Source organism: Caballeronia glathei, assembly GCF_000698595.1.
Classification (GTDB): domain Bacteria; phylum Pseudomonadota; class Gammaproteobacteria; order Burkholderiales; family Burkholderiaceae; genus Caballeronia; species Caballeronia glathei.
This window is the reverse complement of the sequence record NZ_JFHC01000011.1, coordinates 111,699-134,970: the sequence shown is the minus strand read 5'-3', so window position 1 is coordinate 134,970 and position 23,272 is coordinate 111,699. Positions and strand designations below refer to the sequence as shown.

General features: G+C 67.3%; 17 protein-coding genes and 1 pseudogene. 9 read left to right on the top strand and 9 right to left on the bottom strand.

Annotated elements, in window-relative coordinates; all coding sequences use genetic code 11:
* The 6 genes and pseudogenes from BG61_RS10460 to BG61_RS10440 form a co-directional block, all read left to right on the top strand.
* Positions 1–1,096: pseudogene (locus BG61_RS10460) on the top strand (excinuclease ABC subunit UvrA); the annotation flags it as partial.
* 100 nt (positions 1,097–1,196) lie between these two features.
* Positions 1,197–1,367 (top strand): hypothetical protein, encoded by a 171-nt coding sequence (locus BG61_RS42765; protein WP_161783669.1) that lies wholly within the window; start codon positions 1,197–1,199, stop codon positions 1,365–1,367.
* A 716-nt stretch (positions 1,368–2,083) separates the two neighbouring features.
* Positions 2,084–3,328: a DUF445 domain-containing protein gene (locus BG61_RS10455; protein WP_063740970.1), complete on the top strand. Its 1,245-nt coding sequence runs from the start codon at positions 2,084–2,086 to the stop codon at positions 3,326–3,328.
* Positions 3,329–3,408: 80 nt separating this feature from the next.
* On the top strand, positions 3,409–3,885 hold the full coding sequence (locus tag BG61_RS10450) for a nuclear transport factor 2 family protein (RefSeq protein WP_035930041.1): 477 nt from the start codon (positions 3,409–3,411) through the stop codon (positions 3,883–3,885).
* Positions 3,882–5,834 (top strand): amylo-alpha-1,6-glucosidase, encoded by a 1,953-nt coding sequence (locus BG61_RS10445; RefSeq protein WP_035929718.1) that lies wholly within the window; start codon positions 3,882–3,884, stop codon positions 5,832–5,834. Before BG61_RS10450 ends, BG61_RS10445 begins: the two co-directional genes overlap by 4 nt.
* A 148-nt stretch (positions 5,835–5,982) precedes the next feature.
* Complete coding sequence (locus BG61_RS10440; RefSeq protein ID WP_035929721.1) at positions 5,983–8,709, top strand: MGH1-like glycoside hydrolase domain-containing protein; 2,727 nt, start codon at positions 5,983–5,985, stop codon at positions 8,707–8,709.
* Between the two features lie 51 nt (positions 8,710–8,760).
* Here BG61_RS10440 and acuI read toward each other — a convergent pair whose 3' ends face one another.
* A complete protein-coding gene (acuI, locus tag BG61_RS10435) occupies positions 8,761–9,744 on the bottom strand; it encodes an acrylyl-CoA reductase (NADPH) (protein WP_035929724.1) in 984 nt (327 codons plus the stop codon).
* A gap of 40 nt (positions 9,745–9,784) precedes the next feature.
* Between acuI and BG61_RS10430 the strand changes: the two genes are divergently transcribed.
* Positions 9,785–9,964 (top strand): hypothetical protein, encoded by a 180-nt coding sequence (locus tag BG61_RS10430; RefSeq protein WP_035929726.1) that lies wholly within the window; start codon positions 9,785–9,787, stop codon positions 9,962–9,964.
* On the opposite strand, the gene BG61_RS10425 is transcribed toward BG61_RS10430, so the two are convergent.
* Positions 9,937–10,821 (bottom strand): LysR family transcriptional regulator, encoded by an 885-nt coding sequence (locus BG61_RS10425; protein WP_035929729.1) that lies wholly within the window; start codon positions 10,819–10,821, stop codon positions 9,937–9,939. The genes BG61_RS10430 and BG61_RS10425 overlap by 28 nt on opposite strands.
* A gap of 163 nt (positions 10,822–10,984) precedes the next feature.
* On the opposite strand from BG61_RS10425, the gene BG61_RS10420 reads away from it, so the two are divergent.
* Positions 10,985–12,067, top strand: a complete 1,083-nt coding sequence (locus BG61_RS10420; protein ID WP_035929731.1) for an NAD(P)H-dependent flavin oxidoreductase — start codon at positions 10,985–10,987, stop codon at positions 12,065–12,067.
* A 242-nt stretch (positions 12,068–12,309) separates the two neighbouring features.
* On the opposite strand, the gene BG61_RS10415 is transcribed toward BG61_RS10420, so the two are convergent.
* The 3 genes from BG61_RS10415 to BG61_RS10405 all read right to left on the bottom strand — a co-directional run bounded on the left by BG61_RS10415 (position 12,310) and on the right by BG61_RS10405 (position 14,275).
* Complete coding sequence (locus tag BG61_RS10415) at positions 12,310–12,744, bottom strand: DUF1810 domain-containing protein (RefSeq protein ID WP_035929734.1); 435 nt, start codon at positions 12,742–12,744, stop codon at positions 12,310–12,312.
* A 27-nt stretch (positions 12,745–12,771) separates the two neighbouring features.
* A complete protein-coding gene (locus tag BG61_RS10410; protein ID WP_035930043.1) occupies positions 12,772–13,719 on the bottom strand; it encodes an aldo/keto reductase in 948 nt (315 codons plus the stop codon).
* Positions 13,720–13,975: 256 nt separating this feature from the next.
* Positions 13,976–14,275, bottom strand: coding sequence for a hypothetical protein (locus BG61_RS10405; protein WP_035929736.1), 300 nt, complete (start codon positions 14,273–14,275; stop codon positions 13,976–13,978).
* 505 nt (positions 14,276–14,780) lie between these two features.
* Here BG61_RS10405 and BG61_RS10400 point away from each other — a divergent pair.
* On the top strand, positions 14,781–16,046 hold the full coding sequence (locus BG61_RS10400; RefSeq protein WP_063740969.1) for an O-antigen ligase family protein: 1,266 nt from the start codon (positions 14,781–14,783) through the stop codon (positions 16,044–16,046).
* A gap of 25 nt (positions 16,047–16,071) precedes the next feature.
* Here BG61_RS10400 and BG61_RS10395 read toward each other — a convergent pair whose 3' ends face one another.
* The 4 genes from BG61_RS10395 to BG61_RS10380 form a co-directional block, all read right to left on the bottom strand.
* Positions 16,072–17,508: a hypothetical protein gene (locus tag BG61_RS10395; protein ID WP_035929739.1), complete on the bottom strand. Its 1,437-nt coding sequence runs from the start codon at positions 17,506–17,508 to the stop codon at positions 16,072–16,074.
* A 273-nt stretch (positions 17,509–17,781) separates the two neighbouring features.
* Positions 17,782–20,025, bottom strand: a complete 2,244-nt coding sequence (locus BG61_RS10390; RefSeq protein WP_035929742.1) for a polysaccharide biosynthesis tyrosine autokinase — start codon at positions 20,023–20,025, stop codon at positions 17,782–17,784.
* Positions 20,026–20,337: 312 nt separating this feature from the next.
* Positions 20,338–21,585, bottom strand: a complete 1,248-nt coding sequence (locus tag BG61_RS10385) for a glycosyltransferase family 4 protein (protein ID WP_081868028.1) — start codon at positions 21,583–21,585, stop codon at positions 20,338–20,340.
* Between the two features lie 148 nt (positions 21,586–21,733).
* Positions 21,734–23,194, bottom strand: coding sequence for an oligosaccharide flippase family protein (locus tag BG61_RS10380; RefSeq protein ID WP_035929745.1), 1,461 nt, complete (start codon positions 23,192–23,194; stop codon positions 21,734–21,736).
* Positions 23,195–23,272 lie beyond the last annotated feature (78 nt).

Below are 23,272 nucleotides of genomic sequence, written 5' to 3'. Positions count from 1 at the left end.
GGGCGTGTCCGGCTCCGGCAAGTCGACGCTTGCACGCGACGTCCTGATGACCAACCTGCTCGACGCGGTGGGCCGCTCGGTGCTGTCGTCGCCGGCGACGCGCCGCGCGCGAAAAGCCGCCCAGGCCGACGCCCCGGCGCGCAATCGCGCGAGCGTGCTGTCGCGCGAGGCGCCGCGCCCGAAGTTCAGCGTCGCGCACAACTGGCAGGGCTGTGCGGGCGTGAGCGGCTGGGAATCGATCGACCGCGTGCTGGAAGTCGATCAGACGCCGATCGGCAAGACGCCGCGCTCGTGCCCGGCGACCTACATCGGCATGTGGGACACCATCCGCAAGCTTTTCGCCGACACCCTCGAAGCCCGCGCGCGCGGCTACACGCCGTCGCGCTTCTCGTTCAACACCGGCGACGGCCGCTGCCCGGCCTGCGAGGGCCAGGGCGTGCGCACCATCGCGATGAGCTTCCTGCCGGACGTGAAAGTGCCGTGCGACGTCTGCCACGGCCAGCGCTTCAACCCGGAGACGCTCGCCGTGACGTGGCGCGGCAAGAACATCGGCGAAGTGCTGACGATGGAAATCGACGAGGCCGTCGAGTTCTTCGGCGCGATGCCGAGCATCGCGCATCCGCTGCAGCTGATGAAGGACGTCGGGCTCGGCTATCTGACGCTTGGCCAGCCGTCGCCGACGCTCTCCGGCGGCGAGGCGCAGCGCATCAAGCTCGTCACGGAGCTATCGAAGGTCCGCGACGACGTCGCGCGGCGCGGCCAGAAGGTGCCGCACACGCTCTACGTGCTCGACGAGCCGACGGTCGGCCTGCACATGGCGGACGTCGCGAAGCTGATTCGCGTGCTGCATCGCCTGGTGGACGGCGGGCACAGCGTGGTTGTGATCGAGCACGATCTCGATGTGATCGCGGAAGCCGACTGGGTGATCGACCTGGGGCCGGAAGGCGGGGTGAACGGGGGAGCGATCGTCGCTGCGGCGGACCCGGAGACGCTTGCGCGTAATGCCCGCAGTCATACCGGTGCGGCGCTGCGGCCGGTTCTCGCACGAGGGGTGGTGCTGGCGCTTGGGGTTGGGGTGGGGGTCGGGGTTTCTTAAACCGTCTGATGCGCTTCGGCTTCCATGAAACTTGCTTTGATATTGGGCTGTTAGCTTCGCCCCGGGTCGGTCGCTGGCGCTTGGGTTGGGCGGTTGTTTGTTGAACCGTCTGATGCGCTTGCGCTCCTATGAAACTTGCTTTGATATTGGTTTATTAGCTTCGCCCCTGTGCGGGGCGGCAGTCACTTTCTTTGCTGCTGCAAAGAAAGTAACCAAAGAAGCAGCTATGGGGCAAGCGGTGTTAGGAGGGAATCGCATTGAGTCTTTCTGAGTGGCTCGACCGTAGGAGTGTCGCCCTCTGTTCGTTGAGCCGATAGGTACGCGGACCCACTGTGTCGTCGTGCCGTTAAACGGAGTGGTAAGGCAGTCATTCATCCGTCTGGGCACTGCGTGCCCGACGACAGGTTTGCAGGGTGTGAGGCGTGCGCCGCGAGATGGCGAGTCGCCCTCGACGCAGGCGGCAGCGACGAAGCGCTCTGTTGCGCGCAAAGGAGCGAAGCGATCGGTTGTGGCGTGCCGGGCGTCGGAGCGAAGCGAGGACGGAGGAATGACTGCCTTGTCACTCCGTTCAAGGGTGCGATGACACAGTTGGTCTGCGTACCTATCTGGGTGAAGTACAGAGGTGGACACTCCCACGGTCGGGCCACTCAGAGGAAATCAAGCGTGGTCACGTCCTAACACTGTATGACTGAAAAGCTGCTTTCTTTGGTTACTTTCTTTGCAGCAGCAAAGAAAGTGACTGCCACCCCGCACAGGGGCGAAGCTTATAAACCAAAGCCAATACAAATTTCATAGAAGCACAAGCGCATCAAACGGTTCAAAAAAGCACCAGACCCAAGCGCCAGCGACGTAAGCACCCCAAGCGCCAGCGACCCAAGCACGAGCGCCAGCGACCTCTCCCGCCCGTGTATGCTTGCGAACTCAACAATCAGGACCAGACCAGAACCGAAGATGGATACGCAGGACAAAGCACTAGCGCTGAAAAGAATGAAATGGTTCGCGGCGGCCTTGCTCGTCGGGGCAGGAGGCCTGTTCGCGCTCGCGAAGAGCCAGCACGACGCCGGCGCGTGGGCGTGGGTGTCCGCGTTCGCCGAAGCGGCGATGGTCGGCGCGCTCGCCGACTGGTTCGCGGTCGTCGCGCTGTTCCGCCACCCGCTCGGCGTGCCGGTCCCCCACACGGCGATCCTGCCGGCGAACAAGGCGCGCGTCGCCGACAACCTCGCCGCGTTTGTGCGCGACCGGTTCCTCGGCACCGAGGCGCTCGTCGACCGCGTCAACGCGTTCGACCCGGCGAGCCGCCTCTCGATGTGGCTCGCCGAGCCCAAAAATGCGGAATTGCTCGGCAGAAAGGCGGTAACGGCGGCCAGCCAGCTACTAAACTTCATCGACGATGCGCGCATCAAGACGATGCTCTACGACGCGCTGCGCCGCCGCGCCGACAAGTTCGACCTGCCCGGCGCGGTGGGCGGCCTGCTGTCCACGCTGACCGCGGACCAGCGCCATCAGTTGCTGCTCGACGAAGGGCTGCGGGAACTCGCGCAATGGCTCGACCGCGGCGAAGTGCAGCAGATGCTCGCGGACAAGATCGTCGAAGTGGCGGGCGAGGAGTATCCCAAACTCGTCGGCGCCCTGGGTTTCATCGGGCTGAACGCCGAGGAACTCGGCAACAAGTTCGCGGCGGGCCTCGTGCGCGGCGCCAACAAGTGGCTGCACGACATCAGCAGCGACCCGGAGCACGAGCGCCGCAAGGCGTTCGACCGCACGGTCGAAGGGTTCGTCGAGCGCCTGAAGTCCGATCCGGCGTTCAAGGCGCGCATCGACGAGCACAAGCGGCAATGGCTCGAGCGGCCGGAGTTGCGGGCGTACGTAAGCGGGCTCTGGGACGAGTTCACCGCGTGGCTGCGCACCGACCTGATGCGCGACGATTCGACGCTGCACGCGAAGGTGGTCAGCGTGGCCGCGACGTTCGCGCAGGCGCTCGGCAGCGATCCGGCCCTGCGCGACTCGATCAACGAACACATGCGCGACGCGCTGAAGGCGCTCGCGCCGGAGCTGCGGGAAGGCATCGCCAAACATATCGCGACGACCGTCAGGCAATGGGACGACGCGACCCTCGTGCGCGACGTCGAGCTGAACATCGGGCGCGATCTGCAGTTCATCCGCGTGAACGGCACGCTGGTCGGCGGTGCGGTCGGACTGCTGATCCACGCGGTGTCGCTGCTGGCTGCATGAGCCTTGCCGGGCCGCTTTCGGCGGTGCGGGGCGGTGCGCCGCCGCAGCAGGACCCGGTCCACTTTCGTGAGATTGCCGACATGGCCAATCCGAATGCCGAACTGATCGAGCGCTTCTATCGCTCGTTTCAGGCCCTCGACGCCGAGGGGATGGCGGCTTGCTACGCGCACGACATCCGCTTCCAGGACCCGGTGTTCGGCACCCTGCACGGCGGCGAGGCAGCCGACATGTGGCGCATGCTGCTCGCGCGCGCCGCCGATTTCTCGCTGACCTACGGCAACATCCGGACGAGCGGGCAGACCGCCAGCGCGGCCTCGGTCGCGACCTACCGCTTCACGCCGACGGGCCGCACGGTCGTCAACGATATCCGCTCGCGGTTCGCCATCCGCGACGGCCTGATCGTCGAACACACCGACAGCTTCGACCTGTGGCGCTGGAGCCGGCAGGCGCTCGGGCTGAAGGGCTGGCTCTTCGGCGCGACGCCGCTCGTGCAGAAGGCGCTTCGCAAAGAGGCGCGCAGGAATCTCGCCGATTTCCGGCGCAAGCGCGGCTCATGACGCGCATCGAACAGCCTGTCGGGCGGGCGCGCCTGGAAGACGAATGGCTCGAAGCGGACGGCTTCGGCGGTTTCGCGTCGGGCACAGTCGGCACGATGCGCACGCGGCGCTATCACGCGCTCCTCCTCACCGCGACGCAGCCGCCGGCGGGGCGCGTCGTGCTGGTGAACGGCATCGAGGCGTGGCTCGACGCGAGCGGCGGGCACTTTCCGCTCACCATGCAAAGCTATGCGCCCGACGTGCGGTTTCCCGATGCGTCGGCCGGCCTGCTGTCCTTCGATACGTCCCCGTGGCCGACGTGGCGCTGGCGGATCGGCGAGCGGGCGGTGCTGGCGGCCGAAGTGTTCGTTGCGAAGGAGACACGCGAGACCGTGCTGCGCTGGCGCTTCGAGGGCGAGACCACGCTTCCCGGCACGCTCTGCGTGCGCCCGCTGCTGTCGGGCCGCAACTATCACGCGCTGCATCACGAGAACCCGGCGTTCAACTTCGACGCTCATGTGGACGGCGCTCGCGTCAGCTGGCAGCCGTACGGGAGCCTGCCGCCGGTCGTCGCGTCGACGAACGGCGCCTACACGCACGCGCCCGACTGGTATCGCAACTTCTGCTTCGCGCGCGAACGCGAGCGCGGCCTCGATTACACCGAAGACCTGGCGACGCCCGGCGTCTTTTCCTTCGATCTCGCGGCCGGCTGTGCGGTGATGATCCTGAGCGCCGCGTCCTTCGGCCCGGAGGAACCGGCGCCTGCGCGCGCACATGCGCCGGCGAAGGTGCGCGCCGCCAGTCTCGCGGCGGCCGAGCGCGCGCGCCGCGCGGCGCTCGGCTCGCGGCTCGCGCGCTCCGCCGACGCCTATGTCGTCTCGCGCAGGGAGGGCCGCACGATCGTCGCGGGCTTTCCGTGGTTCGCCGACTGGGGCCGTGACACGTTCATCGCGATGCGCGGTCTCCTGATCGCGGCTGGGCGGCATGAGGAAGCCGAGTCGATCCTGCTGGAATGGGCCGACACGCTGTCGGAAGGCATGCTGCCGAACCGGTTTCCGGATAACGGCGGCTTGCCGGAATACAACTCCGTCGATGCGTCCCTGTGGTTCGCCGTCGCCGTGCACGACTATCTGGCGACCGGCCACGCGCTTGCCGTGACGAAGAGCCGCCTGCAGCACGCGGTCGATGCGATTCTCGACGGCTATTCGCGCGGCACGCGTTTCAACATCGCGGCCGACGGCGACGGATTGCTGCGCGCGGGCGTGCCGGGCGTGCAACTGACGTGGATGGACGCGAAAGTCGGCGACTGGGTGGTGACGCCGCGCATCGGCAAGCCGGTGGAGGTTCAGGCGCTGTGGATCAACGCGCTTGCCATCGCGCTCGACTGGAATCCGCGCTGGGCGGTGCCGCTCGCGCGCGCCCGGCAGGCATTCGCGCAACGGTTCATCGACGGCGAGACGGGCGGGCTCGCCGATATCGTCGACGTGGATCACGAGCCGGGCCAGATCGACCGCTCGATCCGGCCGAACCAGATTTTCGCGGTGGGCGGGCTGCCGTTTGCGCTCGTCGAGGGGGACGCCGCCCGCGCGGTGCTCGCGCAGGTCGAGGCGCATCTGCTGACGCCGCTCGGCCTGCGCTCGCTCGCGCCTTCCGACCCCGCTTACCGGGGGCGCTACGCCGGCGGCCTGATCGAGCGCGACGGCGCCTATCACCAGGGCACGGTCTGGCCGTGGCTGCTCGGGCCGTTCGTCGAAGCGTGGCTGCGCGTGCATGGCCCCGAAGGCGTGCGCGAGCGGTTTCTCGCGCCGCTGTACGCGCATCTCGATCACGGCGGGCTGGATCACATCTGCGAAGTCGCCGACGGCGACGCGCCGCACACGCCGGGCGGCACGCCTTGCCAGGCCTGGTCGCTGGGGGAGCTGTTGCGCGTGGAGAAGCTGATCGGCGGGGACGGCGGCGCGCTGCCGTAGCGGTGTCGGCGTGGTGCCGCGGGGGCCGGAGCCCTCGCCGGGATGCCGGCCCGGCGCGGGGTCGAAGGCGTCCGCCCGCAAAACGCGCTAAATTGTCAGTCTTTGCAGCCGCTGGAAAGACCGAAGGTCAAACGACGAGGAGACATCCATGCCGCCCCTGCGCGCCACCAATCTGCTCGAAACCATCGAAGGTGCCCGGCTCCATTCCAGCGAATGCGCCCGCTGGCAGCGCTGGGGGCCGTATCTCAGCGAACGGCAGTGGGGCACCGTTCGCGAGGATTACAGCGAGCACGGCACCGCCTGGGATTATTTCCCGCACGACCATGCGCGCAGCCGGGCGTATCGCTGGGGCGAGGACGGCCTCGCCGGTTTCGGCGACGACAAGCTCAACTGGTGCGTGTCACTCGCGCTCTGGAACGGCGCCGACCCGATCATCAAGGAACGCCTCTTCGGCCTGACGAACCAGGAAGGCAACCACGGCGAGGACGTGAAGGAGCTGTACTTCTACCTCGACGGCACGCCGACGCATTCCTACATGCGCATGCTCTACAAGTATCCGCACGGCGCGTTTCCGTACTCGGATCTCGTCGAGGAAAACGCGCGGCGCGGGCCGGATCTGCCGGAATACGAGATTCTCGACACCGGAATCTTCGACGACAACCGCTATTTCGACGTGATGGTCGAATACGCGAAGCACACCGCCGACGACATCGTGATGCGCGTGACCATCGAGAATCGCGGGGAGCACCCGGCCGCGCTCGACGTGCTGCCGCAGATCTGGGCGCGCAACACGTGGTCGTGGAAGGCGCTGTCGAACAAGCCGTCGCTGATGGCGGAATCGACGCGCGGCGACGCGCATGTCGTCGCGCGCCACCACGGGCACGAGCCGATGGTGATCACGGCGTGGTCGGCGAATGCGCCCGTCGAGTGGATCTTCTGCGAGAACGAAACCAACGTGAGGCGCCTGTTCGGCATGGACGGCGCCGGACCGTTCAAGGACGGCTTCAACGACTACGTCCTGAACGGCGACGCCACGGCCGTGCGCCGCGACGCGGGCACGCGCGCGGCCGCCCGCGCGCATCTCGACATGGAGGCGCACGGGCGCGCGGTCATCATGATGCGCTGGCGTCCGGAATCGGCGCCCGACCCGGTGCCGCTCGACGCCGACGCGCTTTTCGCGCGGCGCATCGCGGAAACCGATGCGTTCTACGCGGCGCTGCAGCAGGACATCACGGACGCGGACAAGCGGCTCGTGCAGCGCCAGGCGCTCGCGGGCATGCTGTGGTCGAAGCAGTACTACCAGTTCGACGTCACGCGCTGGATGGACGGCGACCCGGCGCAGCCGAAGCCGCCGAAGGGCCGCCGCCACGGCCGCAATTCCGACTGGCGGCACCTGTGCAACGCGGACATCGTCTCGATGCCGGACAAGTGGGAATACCCGTGGTACGCGTCCTGGGATCTCGCGTTTCATGCGGCGGCCTTCGCGCTGATCGATCCCGCCTTCGCGAAGCGCCAGCTGCTCTTGCTGGTGAAGGACCGCTACCAGCATCCGAACGGCCAGCTGCCCGCCTACGAGTGGGCCCTCGGCGACGCCAATCCGCCGGTGCACGCGTGGGCGACATGGCGCGTCTACGAGATCGACCGCGCGATCACCGGCAAGGGCGACCGCGACTTTCTGGAGCTTGTGTTCCACAAGCTGCTGCTCAACTTCTCGTGGTGGGTGAACAGGAAGGACGCGGACGGCCGCAACATCTTCCAGGGCGGCTTTCTCGGGCTCGACAACGTCGGCATCTTCGACCGCTCGTCGGCGCTGCCGACCGGCGGCCACATCGATCAGGCCGACGGCACCGCCTGGATGGCCGCCTACGCGCTCGACCTGATGCGCATCGCGCTGGAACTGGCGTACGCGAACAAGGTGTTCGTCGATATCGCCGTGAAGTTCTTCGAGCACTTCCTGTACATCGCCGAGGCCGTCAGTTGCGAGGACGGCTGCGACACCGGCCTCTGGGACACCCCGGACGAGTTCTTCTACGACAAGCTGCGCCTGCCCGACGGCACGAGCGTGCCGATGCGCATCCGCTCGATCGTCGGGCTGATTCCGCTCTTTGCGGTGCACGTGCTGGAGCAGAGCGTGCACGGCGATCTGCCCGGCCTGCGCGAGCGGCTCGTGTGGTTTCTGGAGCACCGGCCGGACCTCGCGCGGCTCGTCTCGCGCTGGAACCAGCCCGGCAAGGGCAACAGCCTTTTGCTTTCGCTCTTGCGCGGGCACCGCATGAAGGCGCTTCTGAAGCGCATGCTCGACGAATCCGAGTTCCTGTCCGATCACGGCGTGCGGGCGCTGTCGCGCGTGCATAGCGACGAGCCGTTCGTGTTCACGCACAACGGCGACAGCTTTTCCGTGCGCTATCTGCCGGGCGAGTCGAATTCGCGCGTCTTCGGCGGCAATTCGAACTGGCGCGGGCCGGTGTGGATGCCGGTCAACTATCTGCTGATCGAGTCGATCTACGAGTTTCATCGCTATTACGGCGACGACTTTCGCGTCGAGTATCCGACCGGGTCGGGACAGAAGCTCTCGCTTGCCGAGATCGCCGATGAACTCTCGCGCCGCGTGACGACGCTCTTCCTGCTCGACGAGAACAGCGAGCGTCCGGTGATGGCGGCCTATCCGCTGCTTCAGGCCGATCCGCGTTCACGCGACCTGATCCTGTTCCATGAGTATTTCCACGGCGACAACGGGCGCGGCGTCGGCGCGTCGCATCAGACGGGATGGAGCGGGCTCGTCGCGTTGCTGCTCCAGCCGCATGCGATGGGGCCGTCGGGGGTCGTGCCGCTCGCGGGCCACATGGAAGAGGAGGAGCTTGCGGCGGTGAAGTGAGCGTTCTCGTGCTGCCCGCCATGGGGCAGCACGGATGCGCCACGAACCGCTTCAGCGGTTCACATCGACGATCACGCGCCCCTTGATCTCGCCGCCCAGCAGGCGCCCGGCAATCTCCACGACATCGCCGAGCGCGACGTCTTCCGCGACGGCGTCGATCGTATCGACCGGCACCTCGCTCGCGATGCCGCGCCATGCCGCGAGCCGCTTCTCGCGCGGCGCATACACGCTGTCCACGCCGAGCAGCGTGACCCCGCGCAGGATGAACGGCGCGACGCTGGCAGGCAGGTCCATGCCCTGCGCGAGCCCGCACGCGGCCACGGCGCCGCCGTAGCGCAGGCTCGCGCACACGTTGGCAAGCGTATGGCTGCCGACGCAATCGACGGCCGCCGCCCAGCGCTCCTTCGCCAGCGGCTTGCCCGGCGCGGAGAGCGTGGCGCGGTCGATCACGTCGGCGGCGCCCAGTTCGCGCAGCCGCGCCTCTTCGGACATGCGTCCCGTCGACGCCACCACGCGATGCCCGCGCTTCGCGAGTATCGCGATCGCGAAGCTGCCGACGCCGCCGTTCGCGCCGGTCACGAGCACGTCGCCATCGGTGGCGAGCGCGCCGTGGCGCTCGAGCGCCTGCACGCACAGCATCGCGGTGTAGCCCGCGGTGCCGACCGCCATCGCCTGCCGCGTGGTGAGGCCGTCGGGCAGGGGAATCAGATGGCCGCCCGGCACGCGCGCCAGTTGCGCAAGCCCGCCCCAGTGCGTCTCGCCCGCGCCCCAGCCGTTGAGCACGACGCGGTCGCCCGGCTTGTAGTCCGCATGGCCGCTTTCCTCGACGACGCCCGCGAAGTCGATGCCCGGCACCATCGGAAACTTGCGCACGACCGGACCCTTGCCGGTGATCGCGAGCGCGTCCTTGTAGTTGACCGTCGAGTATTCGATGCGCACGAGCACGTCGCCTTCGGACAGGCGCGACTCGTCGATCGACTGAATGGCCGCGACCGTGCGGTCGTCCTGTTTGTCGAGCAGCAGGGCATTGAACATCGCTTGTCTCCTTGAGTGTTTCGCCGTCCTGGCGGTGATATTGAGCGTTCGGACGCGCGGCTGCAAGCATCGGGCGCCGCACGTGCGTAACGTGAAGGTCACGTGTGTGCAGCCTGCCGCGCACCTGTGCGCGGCTGCGAATCCTGCGGATGCGAGCCGCATTCTCGCGCGCAAGACGCGGCGCGCGCTGCTTCAGGCAATGGCGAGCGCGGGCATCTGAGGCCGCGCGAGCGCGAGAAACGCGTTCATCGCGCTCGTGGCGTGGACGTCCCGGCGTTGCACGAACACGGTGTCCACGTGCGAGTCGTCGCCGTGCAGTTCGTGCAGCGTGACGCGTCCCTCGCGCGACGCCTGAATCGCGACGCCCCTCGGCAGCATCGTCACGCCGACGCCCGCGGCCACGCAGCCGATGATCGCATCGAGCGAGCCGAATTCGAGCGGCGTGCTCGCCGCTACACCGTGCTTCGCGAGCACGGTGTCGAGCCGTCCGCGATACGAGCAGCCGCGGCGAAACACGATCGTCTTCACGCTGCGCGCCGCGCGCAGGCCGTCGATCGAGCGGATGTCGCGCGCGGTCACGAGCACCATCTCCTCGCGATACATCGTGCGCGCAGAGAGTTCCGCATGCTCGACGGGACCCGCGACGAACGCGCCGTCGAGCCGGTACTTGAGCACCTCGTCGACGAGCTCGGCACTCGTGCCCGTGCGCAGCACGAGTTCGACCTGCGGATACGCGAGCGAAAACGATGCGAGCACGCCAGGCATCCTGAGTGCGGCAGTGGTTTCGAGCGTGCCCACGACGAGCGGGCCGCTCGGAATGCCGTCGTCCCGGACGGCCTTGCGCGCGTCGTCGAGAAGCCGCGCCATCTGCCTCGCGAACGGAACGAGCTTGCGCCCGGCGGCCGTCAGCTCTACACCGCGATGGCGGCGGTGAAAGAGCGGCACGCCGAGTTCTTCCTCGAGCAGCCGGATGCGCGCGGTGACATTCGACTGCACCGTGTGCAGTTCCGCCGCCGCGCGGTTCATGCTGCCATGCCGGGCAACGCATTCGAATATGCGCAGGTCAGGTGCGTCCATCGCGGGGCTCGCTATCGGAAACGGAGATACGGATTATCACATCAAGTCGCCGCAGGGTACCGCCAACCTTGCTAAGCTGGAAGCCGTCCCAACGGCGCGGCACATGGCTCACCCGGGCTCGCGGCGAGCCGCGCCCGCCCACCATTCCGGATGGAGAGAAGCAATGCCCACTTGGCAGAATCGTCGCATCATCGATCTCTTCGGCATCGACGTGCCGATCATCCAGGCTCCCATGGCGGGTTCGAGCACGCCCGAGCTTGCCGTCGCGGTGAGCGAGGCGGGCGGCCTCGGCTCGCTGCCGTGCGCGCTGATGAGCGCCGAGCAGGCGCGCGAGGCGATCGGCGTGATCCGCGCGAAGACGAAGCGCCCGCTCAATCTCAACTTCTTCTGCCATGTGCCGCCGCAGCACGACGCGGTGCGCAACATGCGCTGGCGCAACCGGCTCGCGCCGTACTACGTCGAGTTCGGCCTCGACCCCGAGGTCACGCCGCCCGCCGCCGGCCGGCGTCCGTTCGACGACGACTACTGCGCGCTCGTCGAAGAGACGCGGCCCGAAGTGGTGAGCTTTCACTTCGGGCTGCCCGAGCGCGCGCTTCTCGAGCGCGTGAAGGCGACGGGCGCGAAGATCGTCTCGTCGGCGACGACGGTGGCCGAGGCGCGCTGGCTCGAAGCGCACGGCTGCGACGCGATCATCGCGATGGGTCTCGAAGCGGGCGGGCATCGCGGCAATTTCCTCACGCACGACGTCGCGACGCAGGTCGGCACGTTCGCGCTCGTGCCGCAGGTCGCCGACGCCGTGAAGGTGCCGGTGATCGCGGCGGGGGCGATCGCGGATGCGCGCGGGATCGTCGCGGCGTTCGCGCTCGGCGCATCCGCCGTGCAGATCGGCACGGCGTATCTGTTCTGCCCGGAAGTGAAGCTCTCCGCCACGTACGCGAAGGCCCTGCGTGAAGCATCCGATGATTCCACCGCGATCACGAACGTTTTCACAGGTCGTCCGGCGCGCGGCATCGTCAACCGGGCTATCCGCGAACTCGGGCCGCTCAGCGCGGACGCGCCCGAGTTCCCGCTTGCCGGCGGCGCGCTCCTGCCGCTCAGGACGCAGTCGGAGCAGACGGGTTCGGGCGACTTCTCCAATCTGTGGTCCGGGCAGGCGGCGCGGCTCGCGCGCGAGGTGCCGGCGGCGCAGCTGACGCGCACGCTCGAAGCGCAGGCGCTGGCGCTCTTCGGCGCGCTCGGCACGTGAGCGCCTCGCCGCGTGAGCCTCTGCGCTCAAGGGAGAGCCGAATCAGGCGATGCGCGGTCTCGCGCTCGAACTCGCCGCGCACGACGTGAAGGTGACGCGGCGGCGCCGGAGATCATGCAGGGACGCGCCACGGCGCGGAGAAGGTGCGTGCCAACCGATGTGATCGCGCGGCCTGAAGCGGCGGGCCATGGCCTGGCGCCGGGGCGGGGCGAACACAGGGCATGCATGCGGCGCACGTGCCGTCAGCGCGTCTCCTGCAAGCGGTCGAGCGTTGCGGTATCGGCACGGCCGCCGAAGTACTTCGCGAGCGCCTCGTCGAATTCCTTGCCCGACGCACCCGCGCATTGTGCGAAGAGCGTCATCGACGAATGGAATTTCATGTCGTCGGGGTAGCCGAAAATCTGTCCGGCCGACCGGTCCTGCACGTCGTTCACGATGCGCGTCAGCTCCCGCAAGCGCGGACCGAGCACCGGGTGGCCGAGATAGGCCTCGGCTTCGGCGCGCGAGGCGATCGCGTAATGGCGTGCCATGGCGCTGCTGCCCAGGCCTTCGATCTGCGGGAAGACGAACCACATCCAGTGCGTGCGCTTTCGCCCCGCCTGCAACTCGGCGCGAACCTGATCGAAGACGGGCTCCTGCGCATCGACGAAGCGCTGAAGGTCATGGGGATCGCTCATGTCCGCCTCCTTGCGTGGAAAGGTCGCTCAGGCGCCGACCGCATCGACGATCCGCTTGCGCATCGCGGCGTCGGGATACGCGCCGACTCCGGCGTGCACGTTGTCGATCATGTGCTCGCGCCGTCCCGTGCCCGGAATCACGCACGTCACGGCGGGATTCGCGAGCACGAACTTGAGCAGCACCTGCGCCCAGGTCGTGCAGCCGATCTCCTGCGCCCACGCCGGCAGCGGCCGGTCGTGCATGCGCCCGAGCAATCCGCCGCCGCCGAAGGGCTGGTTCACGATGACCGCCATGCCGCGCTCGGCGGCGAGCGGCAGAATGCGCTCTTCGGCCTGCCGGTCGTCAGCCGCGTAGTTGATCTGCACGAAGTCGATCTTTTCCGCGCGCATCACCGCCTCGACTTCCCTGAACGCGCTCGTCGTGTAATGCGTGATGCCGATATAGCGGATGCGCCCGTCGGCCTTCCAGTCGCGCAGGGTGGCGAGCTGTGTGCGCCAGTCGACGAGATTGTGGATCTGCATGAGGTCGATGCGAGGCCGTTGCAGAAGACGCATCGACTCCTGCATCTGCGCGATGCCGGCTTCGCGTCCGCGCGTCCACACCTTCGTTGCGACGAACGCCTTCTGGTGGGCTGCAAGCCGCGTGAGCAGCGTGCCCGCGACGGCTTCCGACGAGCCGTACATCGGCGACGAATCGATGACCGAGCCGCCTGCGTCGAAGAGCACGCGCAGGACGTCGGCGAGACGCTCCTGCGCGGCGGCGTCGCCGTCCACGTCGAAGGTGCGCCAGGTGCCGCAGCCCACGACGGGAAGCAGCTCGCCCGTCGACGGTATCGGTCGCTTGCTCATGGGTCTCGCCTCGGGCGTCTGCGCGCTGGCCGCGCGTGAGAACGGCAGCGAGAGCGCCGCGCCTGCCGCCGCCGTGCCTGCCGCAATGCGTAGAAAGCCGCGCCGGTGCAGCGCGTCGAAGGTCATGGCGCGCGCCGCTCGAACGAAGCCGAACATTTCGCCGGGGAAGGACTCTCGCTTCTTCTGCGGAAAGGCTCCGGTATCAGCAGGTCCGGCGTCTTGCAGACGGGACGATTCATGACTGTGGTTCCCTGGCCGGACGTTGGCCGGCTGAAAGGCGCCGTGCGCCGATTCCGCTTAGAGAAAGCGAAGCGCACGATAGTTCGCGCGAAAAAAAGCCGACCCGGAGCCGCGCCGTGCTTCCGCACGGCGCCCCGCGCGCTCAGAGAAAGAGCGACGCCAGGACCGCCAGCCACACCGCGCCCACACCCCCCGCGAATGCGCGCCGCGCGATGCGCAGCATGGATTCGTCGTCGGCCTGGCGGGCGGGCGACGTCGCGAGCCACGGCACGAGCCCGAGGGAAAGCAGCCCGCCGAGAGCCAGCGCCGCGACGACCACGTCGCCCACGCTCCAGGGCGTCTGATCGTGGATGCCCCAGTAGCCGAGAAACACGATGCCGATCGAGAAGACCGTTGACGCAGCGGAACTGAGCGCCGCCACCGAGCCCACCGGAGACTGCATGCCTGCCTCCCTGTCGCGTTCATGAACGTGATGGGGTCAATGATACGGGGAAGGCGGCCGCAGTTAGCGGCGGCGACGGACTATTCGCCGCGGCACGGCGCTATCATGACAAAGCGATGACGGCGCCGCCGCTCTGGTTAGACGAATTTTCGGGCAAGGTTGGGTAGCGAACAGAAGCGTCGCGGATTCGTGCCGTATTGTCGAGCGGCGAGCCGGCAGCGCATCGCGGTATTCCCAGCTATCCCCAGGCATGCCGGCAGTGCGGCATCGCGACCGGCGAGCCGCCGGTCCCACGCCTGTGGCATCGCCGGGTCGGGCGATGCCCGGCGCCGGACCTGCCGTGGCAGCCCGCATCGTCCGGCGAAAGCGGCGCGCAATACGCGCCACGAACCGAGCGCGCCGCAGGCGCGCATTGCTGGCCCGCCACGCACCCGGCAACCGGGCGCGCTGCGCGTGAAGGCCCCGCCACCGGGTCGCCCAGGCCACCTCTAACAGGGTCAATGCAGTGGCATACATCTCGCTTGTCGCGTTGTTCCTGACGGTGACGAATTTCGTGCCGGTAAGCGCGATCGGCTTCGCGCCGCTCCTGCTGTGCATCTGGCGCTTCTACGGCAGGAGCTATCCCGAGTTCATCGCGCCGCTCGTCGCGTTCTCGGCCTATGTCGTGCTGTCCACCCTGCTGTACGACCCGGCGTCCTTCCTCACCTTCGACTTCTATCGCCGCGACGGCAATTTCTTCATCTCCTACGCGCCGATGCTGGCAGGGTGCCTGTACGCGCATCGCTGGGACCTGAACAAGCTCCTCAGATTCTTCTTCATATTCGCGGTGCTGGTGAACGTGCCGTCGTATGCGCTCTTCGTCGGAGAGGTCGGGCCGCTCGCGATGCTTCAGCATTCGGGCGGCTCGTTCGGAAGCTACTTCGTCGCGCTCAATGCCGCGGGCGGCTTTCTCGCGATGCTGTTCTGCCTGGGTGTCGCCTGCTACATGCACCAGCGCAGCAAGCTGATTCTCGTGCTGCTCGCGTTCAACGCGCTGATGCTGTTCTCCACGTACAGCCGCGGGTCGCTGCTGGGCGTCGTGGCCGTGCTGCCGTATCTCCTGTTCGGAAGAAAGCCGTGGGTCCTGCTCGGCATGATGGCCGGGATCATTGCATGCTCGATCGGCATCGCCCTGTACAACCTGAGCCCGACGGTGGACTACATGGGCTATCCGTTCAACATGCACAACGCCGACGCGAAAGTCGCCAACCTCGATATCCGCTACGAATGGCTCTGGCCGCGCGCGTTCACGTACTTCCGGCAGAGTCCGCTGTTCGGCGTCGGCTTCGGCTCGTTCGACGACGACATCGCGAGTCTCATCAGCTACTTCGGGCTCGTGGCGCAGCCGGTCGGCGTCATCATCAAGCACAGCGATTCGCACGCGCACAATTCCTATCTGAGCTTTCTCGCGGAACTGGGGCTCGTCGGCCTTTCGCTCTTCATGATCTTCATCTGGCAACTGATCCGCTGGGCCGCGAACGGCGCCGCCGACGCGCTGAAGGAAGGCCGCCACAACTACGTGGCCTACCTGTCCATCGAGCTATCGTCGGTATGCCTGCTCGTGATGTCGTTTTCGGAGCACCGGCTGACGTCGCCCTCGAACGTGCTGATCCTGTCCCTCACGGTCTCGCTGCTGCTCGCGTCCCGCGTGCCCGACATGTCCGCCGTGCGTGCGAGTGCTCCCGTGCCGCGGCCGCGCGCGACGCCGGGCAGGAACCTTCGCAAGACATGAGCGATCGCGCGGGCGCGCGCGGCCTTCACGCGAGCGGCGTGACGACGAGATATCCCAGGTCGCGCGGCGTTTCGTCCTTCAGGCCGTTCGTCGCGCGGGGCGACTCGAAGCGTATCGAAAGCTTCGAGCCCTGCCAGCCGGACGTGACGGACGCCTTCGGGCGCTTGTCGCCGCGCACCGCGTCGACATATTCGATCCTGAAGCGGCCCGAGGCCGGCGCGGGGAGGCCGGTGACATCGACCGAGCGGGACCCCGGCTCGCTCAGCACCTGCAGCACGATGCTGCTGTCGGAGAACAGCGCCTGTACGGACGTCGCGCGGTCCGGGTCCACCTTGTGAGGAAACGGCGCGAGCCTGCCGGGCGCGGTGCGGCACAGCACCGTGAGCGAATTTCCCGATACCGTGAGCCGCCTCGGCTGTCCGCGCACGGTGAGACGGAAGGGCTCCGTGCCGTCCCAGTGATAGATCATCGCGACGTACTTGTCGGGATCGTCCCATGCGCGCCCGAGCGCCCAGACCGCGAGGTCGAAATAGAACGTCGGCAGGTAGTGCGGGTCGGACATGTACCGGTCGCCGATCTCCGTCTGCCAGATCCCGCGCGCCTTGCCCTTCGCCACATAGCGCTGATAAAGCGTTTCCATGTCGCCGGTGCCCAGATAGTGGATGTCGAGATAATCCACCCAGTCGATCATGCGCGTGCGCTGCACGGGGCTCGTGTATTCGAGCCACGTGCAGTAGTTGTCGAGCCCGCCCTGATCCGGCCACCCGCCATAGACGATATACGCGCCGTACTTGCGGATGATGCGCGCGGCGGGAAGGTGAATGCGCTCGACGTAGTCCTGCATCGCCTGCTGGTACGGCGCCGCGCGCCGCGGGTCGCGGTGGAAGTTCGGGCCGTGCCAGAACGTGGCCTGCGGGTCGCCGCCCGAAAGCGGCCCGGCCGCCTCGTTCCAGATCTGGAAGTACTTCAGATTGAAGGGCGGCGTGGAATACCGCTTCACCACGGCTTCGACATAGCGCTCCCAGTAGCGGACGTCCTTCGGCGCGGACATGTAGTCGCCGGGCAGCAACGCGTTGAATTCGGGCGTATAGCCGAGCAGCAGCAGCGACTTGATCCCGTTGCGATTGTTGCGCAGCAGGATGGGCGGCAAGTCCGCGTTGAAGCCGGGGCCCGTGCGGTCGATCTCCATCACGGTGTGGTTCGGTCCGGAGATCCCGGGGCCGACGGAATCGCGGCCCCACGTGAGCCCCATGCTGCGCCAGATGCCGATGTCGCTTTCCTCGAACGGCCATCCGTTCGAGCCGATCAGCTGGGCCATCCTGCGATCGGTGCGAGGCTGGGCGGCGCCGGTGACGGGCGGGGCGGCGCCCGCGCGGGGCCACGGAAGCGCGGCCCCGGCGAGGGCCGCCAGCGTCAATGCCGCCTTGCGACGATTCGGGTCCACGCACGGCTTCTTCGGCATCTCGCGCTCCGTTGGCTGACGGGTATGGGCGGTGGTCAATGAGATGGCTTTCAGGCACGCCCGGGCTTCGGACGGCGATGCCGGGTGCGCAGGATGTCCGGGCCATGCGGCGCAGACGGTGCGGTACCTGGCGAGACTTCGCGCAAGGGCGCTGCATGCCGAGCAGGCTTGCATCGCAGGCCCGCGCGCATTCACGACCCGACGGCGGCGATGGCGGCAAGCCGCAGCGCGATGCGGCACATGCTGGCATGCGCCGCTTCGGCTCGCCGTGCGTCAGCTTGCGTCTTCGATCAGCTCGAGCGTCTTGTAGCCCGTCGCGTAGCCGTAGTTGCGGTTGCTCCGGCGCAGCGGGATCGCGTTGAAGACCGCGCCGAAGAGACGCGCCTCGGCCCGTTCCAGCTTCTTGACCGTCTCCGTGATCTCGTACTCGGTCTGCATGCCGGAGCGAAGCACGAGCACCGTGGCGCCGGCTTCACCCGCGACGATCGCCGCATCGGTCACCGCGAGGAACGGCGGCGTATCGACGATCACGAGGTCGTACTCGGCGCTCAGGCGCTGGAGCGTCGCCTTGAAGCGACGCTTCATCATGAGCTCCGCGGGATTGTCGGGATAGGAGCCGCACGAAATGAACGACAGGCCGGGGACGCCCACGTTGCGCGTGACCTCGGCGGGCTCCGTGTCGCCCGCGAGAATGTCCGACAGCCCGCCCCGGTTGAACTGTCCGAAGAAGTACGCGAGACGGCCGCGCCGCATGTCGGCGTCGATCAGCAGCACGCGCGAGCCGATCTCCGCCTGTAGCACCGCGAGATTCGCCGCGACGAAGCTCTTTCCCGCCGACGGCGTCGGCCCCGTGAACATCACGATGTTGTTCGGCGAATGCGCGAGATCGCGATTGAGCGTCGTGCGCACGACGCGCAGCGCTTCGACGGACACGTCCTGCGGGAATCGCGCGGCCAGCACGCGCGTCATGCCCGCGGCGAGCGCGGGAACGCCGGCCGTGTTCTGTGCCGGGTCCGGCCCCGACACCGCGAACGGCGATGCGGCGCGGCGCACGACCGCAGGCGTGCGCGTCGCCGCGGCGATCTCCTGATCGAGCTGGGCCTGCTGCGGACTGAAGAGCACCTCGCCGAACACGGGCACGCTCGTCGTGCGCTCGACGAAGAGCGGATCCGTCACGCCCGTCATCACGTGGCGCCGGATGAAGACGAAGAACATGCCTGCGAGGAGCCCGACGCCGGTGCCGGCCGAGAGCACCAGCAGGCGGTTCGGCTTGATCGGACGGTGCGGGCGCAGCGCGTTGTCGACGATATTGACGCCGCCCGTCGTGCTCGCGCGGCGCACCGACAACTGCTCGGCCTTGTTGACCATGCCGAGGTAGATCGCCTCGGCGACGCGCGCGTCGCGCGCCAGTTCGACGTTCTTGCGCTCGGAGGTCGGCATGCCGCCGAAGCGCGCATCGAACGAGGCTTTCGCCGAGGTCAGCTGGCTCAGTTGCGAGTCGATGTTGCGCACCCACTGGCTGTCGGGCTGAAAGCGCTGCAGCATCTGCGTGCGCTGCAGCTGGAGCGTCGCGATCTGGCGCTGGAATTCGATGCCGCCCTGCAGGTAGGCCTGCGCTTCCGCAGTGGGTTGAAACGATTGCGATGATGTCCGGAAAGAATTGAGCGCTTCCTCGGAGCGCTTCAACTCGGCGCGCAGCCGCGGCACTTCGCCGTTGATGAACGCGAGCGTCTTGGTGTCGTCGCGCTGCCGCGCGGCTACCGCCGACGCGATGTACTGTTCGGCGATCGCGTTCGCGATCTGCGCCGCCATCACGGGATTCTCGTTGTTGTAGGAGATCGTGACGATTCCGGTGTCCTGCGCCCGCGCCCGCACCCTCATGGTGGTGAGGAACTGCGTGATCGCATCGAGCGTGTTCCAGCGAATCACCTTGAACTTCGTGCCCGGCCTCGCGACGAGCTGCGTCATCGTCATGGAGACGCCGTACGACGACGCGGGCTTGCCGACCGTTCCGCTCAGCAGATGCTCCCCCGACGGCCCCTGCAATTCATACGCGCCGGAGCCGAGCGCGATCAGCCGCAATGGTTCGCCTTCGAGCGCATGCGGCACTTCGAGCGAGCCGACCTGGATCTGCTCGCCGCCCCACGCGAACGAGCCGAGTCCGAGCCACGGCTGCGACAGTTCGCCGGGCGTGGCGAACCGGGCGGCGATGTCGCCGAGCACGGGGATCGTGACCGGCGTCGCGGAGATATCGAACCGGTAGCGCTCGACGATCGGCTGGATCACGGAGCGGCTTTGCATGACCTGCATCTCGGCGGTCGCCGAGGGAGCCATCGACGGGCCGTCCCCCTGGTTCTGGAGCGCGATGCCGAGTGCATTCGGTTCCGGTGCGTCGACGCGCACGAGCACGTCCGCCGAATAGATGGGGGTGGCAATAAATACGTAGGCCACCGCCAGCGCGATCCCGATAGCGGTAATTCCCGCTATCTCCCAGACGTGATCGCGCATGAGATTCATGAGATCCCGTGCGGAGAGCTGTCCGTCGCCGGTCGGGGTGCCAGAAGGGCCGTTGCTGAAACGAAACATGTTCACAAGCGTCGTCCTCGACGTTCAAACGCCTTTGAGTTTCGTGGGCATCTTGCGATACGGCCGGAACGTCGTTGCGCCCGGCATGGCAAGGTGAAAACCGGATGGTCCTGGTGAGGACCTGATGCCTCGGGCCGTCTGCGCGCCAAAGCACGCTATCGCAGAATTCCTCAGTTATGTGCGTGCGTCTGTTGCATAGCGCACGTTGCACGGTCCTATCGGCGGGAGGCCGGGTCCCCCCGGCTATCGTCTTGCGTGATCGATCACGTCGGTCATCTGCTGCAGGTAGCGATCCAGCGTGAAGTGGCGCTGTACGTCGGCGCAGGCCTGCGCGGCGAGACGCTGCCCGAGTTCCGGAGTGGTACGCAACGTCTCGATCGCTTCGACCAGTCCCGCGACATCGCGCGGACGCACGAGCCACCCGTTCTCGAGATGCCGGACGATTTCCATTACGCCGCCCGCGCCCGTTGCGATCACCGGCCGCGCGGCCGCCATGCCCTCGATGACCACGCGCCCGAACGGCTCGGACTCCGTGGACGTATGCAGGATGACGTCCATGGCCTTCATCCATGCCGCCATGTCGTCGCGAAAGCCCGCGAAGTGAACGCGGTCTGCCACGCCGAGCCGTTGCGCCTGTTCGCGCAGTTGCGCTTCGTAGGCGTCTTCGCCGAAGAGTGCTCCGCCGACCAGCACCAGATGCACGTGCGGCAGCTCTGGCAGCGCGTCGATTGCGATGTGCTGGCCCTTCCATGGCGCAAGGCGCCCGAACAGTCCGGCGAGCCATGCGGTTTCCGGCAGGCCGAGCCGGCGGCGCAGCGCGGGAAGGTCGCCTGCGTCGAGTTGGGTGAACACCGAGGCATCGATGCCGTTGTGCACCACGGGCATCGCCGAGGCGGGCAGGCCCGTGAGTTCGATCAGCGCCTGAGCGCTCGCGCTCGAATTCACGATGATCCGGTCGGCCACGTGCCGCGCGAGCAATCTGACGATCATCAGCTGCACGCGTCCGAAGTGATCGCGCGACATGATGTCGTGGAGGTACCACACCACCTGCCGCCGATGCAGCGGCTTGCCGAGCGCGCCGAGCACCAGCGCCTTCTGCGTGTTCAGAAACAGCACGTCGAAGCGGCGCGCCTGCTGTGCGATGGCGCACACCTGCCGGATGATCGCGGGCGCCGCATAGAGCCAGTTCAGGCGCAGCGCTTCCCGGTCGATGTTCGACACGCGCGCGTCGTTCAGCACCTGCACGCGCACGCCGCTCGCTTCGAGCCTGCCTCGAAAGGGGCCGTCCGCGAGCAGCACCACCTCGCTGCGCGCGGCGCATGCCGCCGCGAGCGGCAGCAGCGCGAACTCGGCGCCGCCAAGCTCACCGCTCTGGTCGACGAAGAGCACGGTCGGCGTGTGCGCATGCTGCCCGTCGCCGCTTCGCGGGCGCGTTGCGGAAGACACATACCGCCCGGGCAGCAACCTGCGCTTCAATCCATGAGAGTTCATGTTGGCTCATCGCTGGAGGAGGAGTACGGCACACCGACCCGGCAGTTATGGCAGAGGCAGCCCGGTCGTCATTATTGGTGAAAACCCGAGCCCGCTATATGGCCTTGCGCACAGAGCAGGGCCTCGCCAAACGTCTGACGATTGCGGGCTACTCGGCACGATACAGGAATCTGCGTCGAATCTGCGCTGCGACTCCGCGCAGTTCGCTCGATTCGAAGAGCGACCACGCCAGATTGCCCGCGAGCAGCGCCACACAGACAGCGGCCATGCGCGTCAGCGAATCCATCAGGTCGGCACACGCGGTCGCGACGATCATGAACGCGAGATGCCCGAGCATGTTGCGCAGGATCGGCCGCACCGCGAGCTTCGACAGAAAAAGGAATGCGGCGTAGTCGAAGTACGCCTTGACGACCACCGCCACCGCCGCGCCGACGATCCCGCCCCAGCGAATGCCGAGCCACAGGACGACTGCGAAGACCGGCAGCCCGATCCAGCCGATGAGCGCCACGCCCGCCGGCTTCGCCTTTGCCTGGATCAGCACGCTGATGATGTTCCACTGGCCGGTGAGCCACACCGCCATGACGAGGACGCGTCCGACGGGCGCCGCATGCTCGGCGATGTCGTGGCCGAGCCAGATGTGCATGAACGGCGTCAGGGCGAAGAGGGCGACGATCATGCAGGGCGTGAACACGCAGTTGAGCAGCGCGAGCGAGCGGTACGACAGGTCGTCGGCGTGGTGGCTCTCGGAGGCGGAAAAGCGCGGAAACAGCGTGCGCAGCATCGCGCTTGGGAGCATGTCGAGCCGCGACACCAGGTTTTGCGGCGCGCTGTAGTACGCCACGTATCTCGCGCCGAGCATGGCGCCGATCACGACGCGGTCGAGTGTCGAAGAAATCACGTTCGCGCCGCTCAGCAGGACGATCCAGCGGCCGTAGTCGATCAGCTCGACGATCAGCCGCCATTCCGGCATCCGGATGCTCCTGATGTGAAGCGCGCGGAACGTGCCCCAGCCGAGCAGGACCAGGGCGAGAAACCGCGCGATCACCGCTGCCGGCACGACCACCGCAAGCGACGGCGACACCATGTAGATCGCGGCGAGCGGCAGCAGTTGCAGCATGAACGTGCCGATCGTCTGGTTCACGTTGAGCAGCACGAACCGCTCGAGCGCGGTGATCGCGCCCGACAGCACCCAGGAGACGTTCGCGATCGGCACGGCTAGCGCGATCCACGGCAGCGCGTCGAGCACTTCGCGCTGGAACACGGGCTCGATGGTCGCGATGTGCTGGACGTACACGTAAGCGCCCACCCAGATCAGCCCCGAGCCCAGGATGCCCGTTGCCAGGTTGAGCATCAGCGCGCTCCAGAAGACGCGCTGGACGCTGTCGTCCTTCAGATGGCGAACGCGGGCGATACGGTTCTCGGTCGCCATCGAGATGCCCATGTCGAGCACGCTGAAGTAGCCGATGAGCGCCCATACGAGGCTGATCACGCCGTAGCGCTCGACGCCCATGCCGCGGATGTACGCGGGCACGGTGGCGAGCGACACGAATACGGGCAGAACGAGCCCCGTAAAGTTGATCGCTATGTTCTTCAGAATGACTCTTTCCATTGAGCACCGGAGGGGCCGTCAACAGCGTCGTGCGTAAATGGGAGAGCGGATCGCATGCGTGCTGCACGCGCCCCGCGC

Coding starts and splice junctions, on each gene's coding strand:
- BG61_RS10405 (WP_035929736.1), bottom strand. CDS start 14,275: ATGCAGTCTCCGGTGGGCTCGGTGGCGGCGCTCAGTTCCGCTGCGTCA.
- BG61_RS10420 (WP_035929731.1), top strand. CDS start 10,985: ATGCCCACTTGGCAGAATCGTCGCATCATCGATCTCTTCGGCATCGAC.
- BG61_RS10410 (WP_035930043.1), bottom strand. CDS start 13,719: ATGACCTTCGACGCGCTGCACCGGCGCGGCTTTCTACGCATTGCGGCA.
- BG61_RS10385 (WP_081868028.1), bottom strand. CDS start 21,585: ATGAACTCTCATGGATTGAAGCGCAGGTTGCTGCCCGGGCGGTATGTG.
- BG61_RS10450 (WP_035930041.1), top strand. CDS start 3,409: ATGGCCAATCCGAATGCCGAACTGATCGAGCGCTTCTATCGCTCGTTT.
- BG61_RS10380 (WP_035929745.1), bottom strand. CDS start 23,194: ATGGAAAGAGTCATTCTGAAGAACATAGCGATCAACTTTACGGGGCTC.
- BG61_RS10445 (WP_035929718.1), top strand. CDS start 3,882: ATGACGCGCATCGAACAGCCTGTCGGGCGGGCGCGCCTGGAAGACGAA.
- BG61_RS10425 (WP_035929729.1), bottom strand. CDS start 10,821: ATGGACGCACCTGACCTGCGCATATTCGAATGCGTTGCCCGGCATGGC.
- BG61_RS10390 (WP_035929742.1), bottom strand. CDS start 20,025: ATGAATCTCATGCGCGATCACGTCTGGGAGATAGCGGGAATTACCGCT.
- acuI (WP_035929724.1), bottom strand. CDS start 9,744: ATGTTCAATGCCCTGCTGCTCGACAAACAGGACGACCGCACGGTCGCG.
- BG61_RS10455 (WP_063740970.1), top strand. CDS start 2,084: ATGAAATGGTTCGCGGCGGCCTTGCTCGTCGGGGCAGGAGGCCTGTTC.
- BG61_RS10415 (WP_035929734.1), bottom strand. CDS start 12,744: ATGAGCGATCCCCATGACCTTCAGCGCTTCGTCGATGCGCAGGAGCCC.
- BG61_RS10440 (WP_035929721.1), top strand. CDS start 5,983: ATGCCGCCCCTGCGCGCCACCAATCTGCTCGAAACCATCGAAGGTGCC.
- BG61_RS10395 (WP_035929739.1), bottom strand. CDS start 17,508: ATGCCGAAGAAGCCGTGCGTGGACCCGAATCGTCGCAAGGCGGCATTG.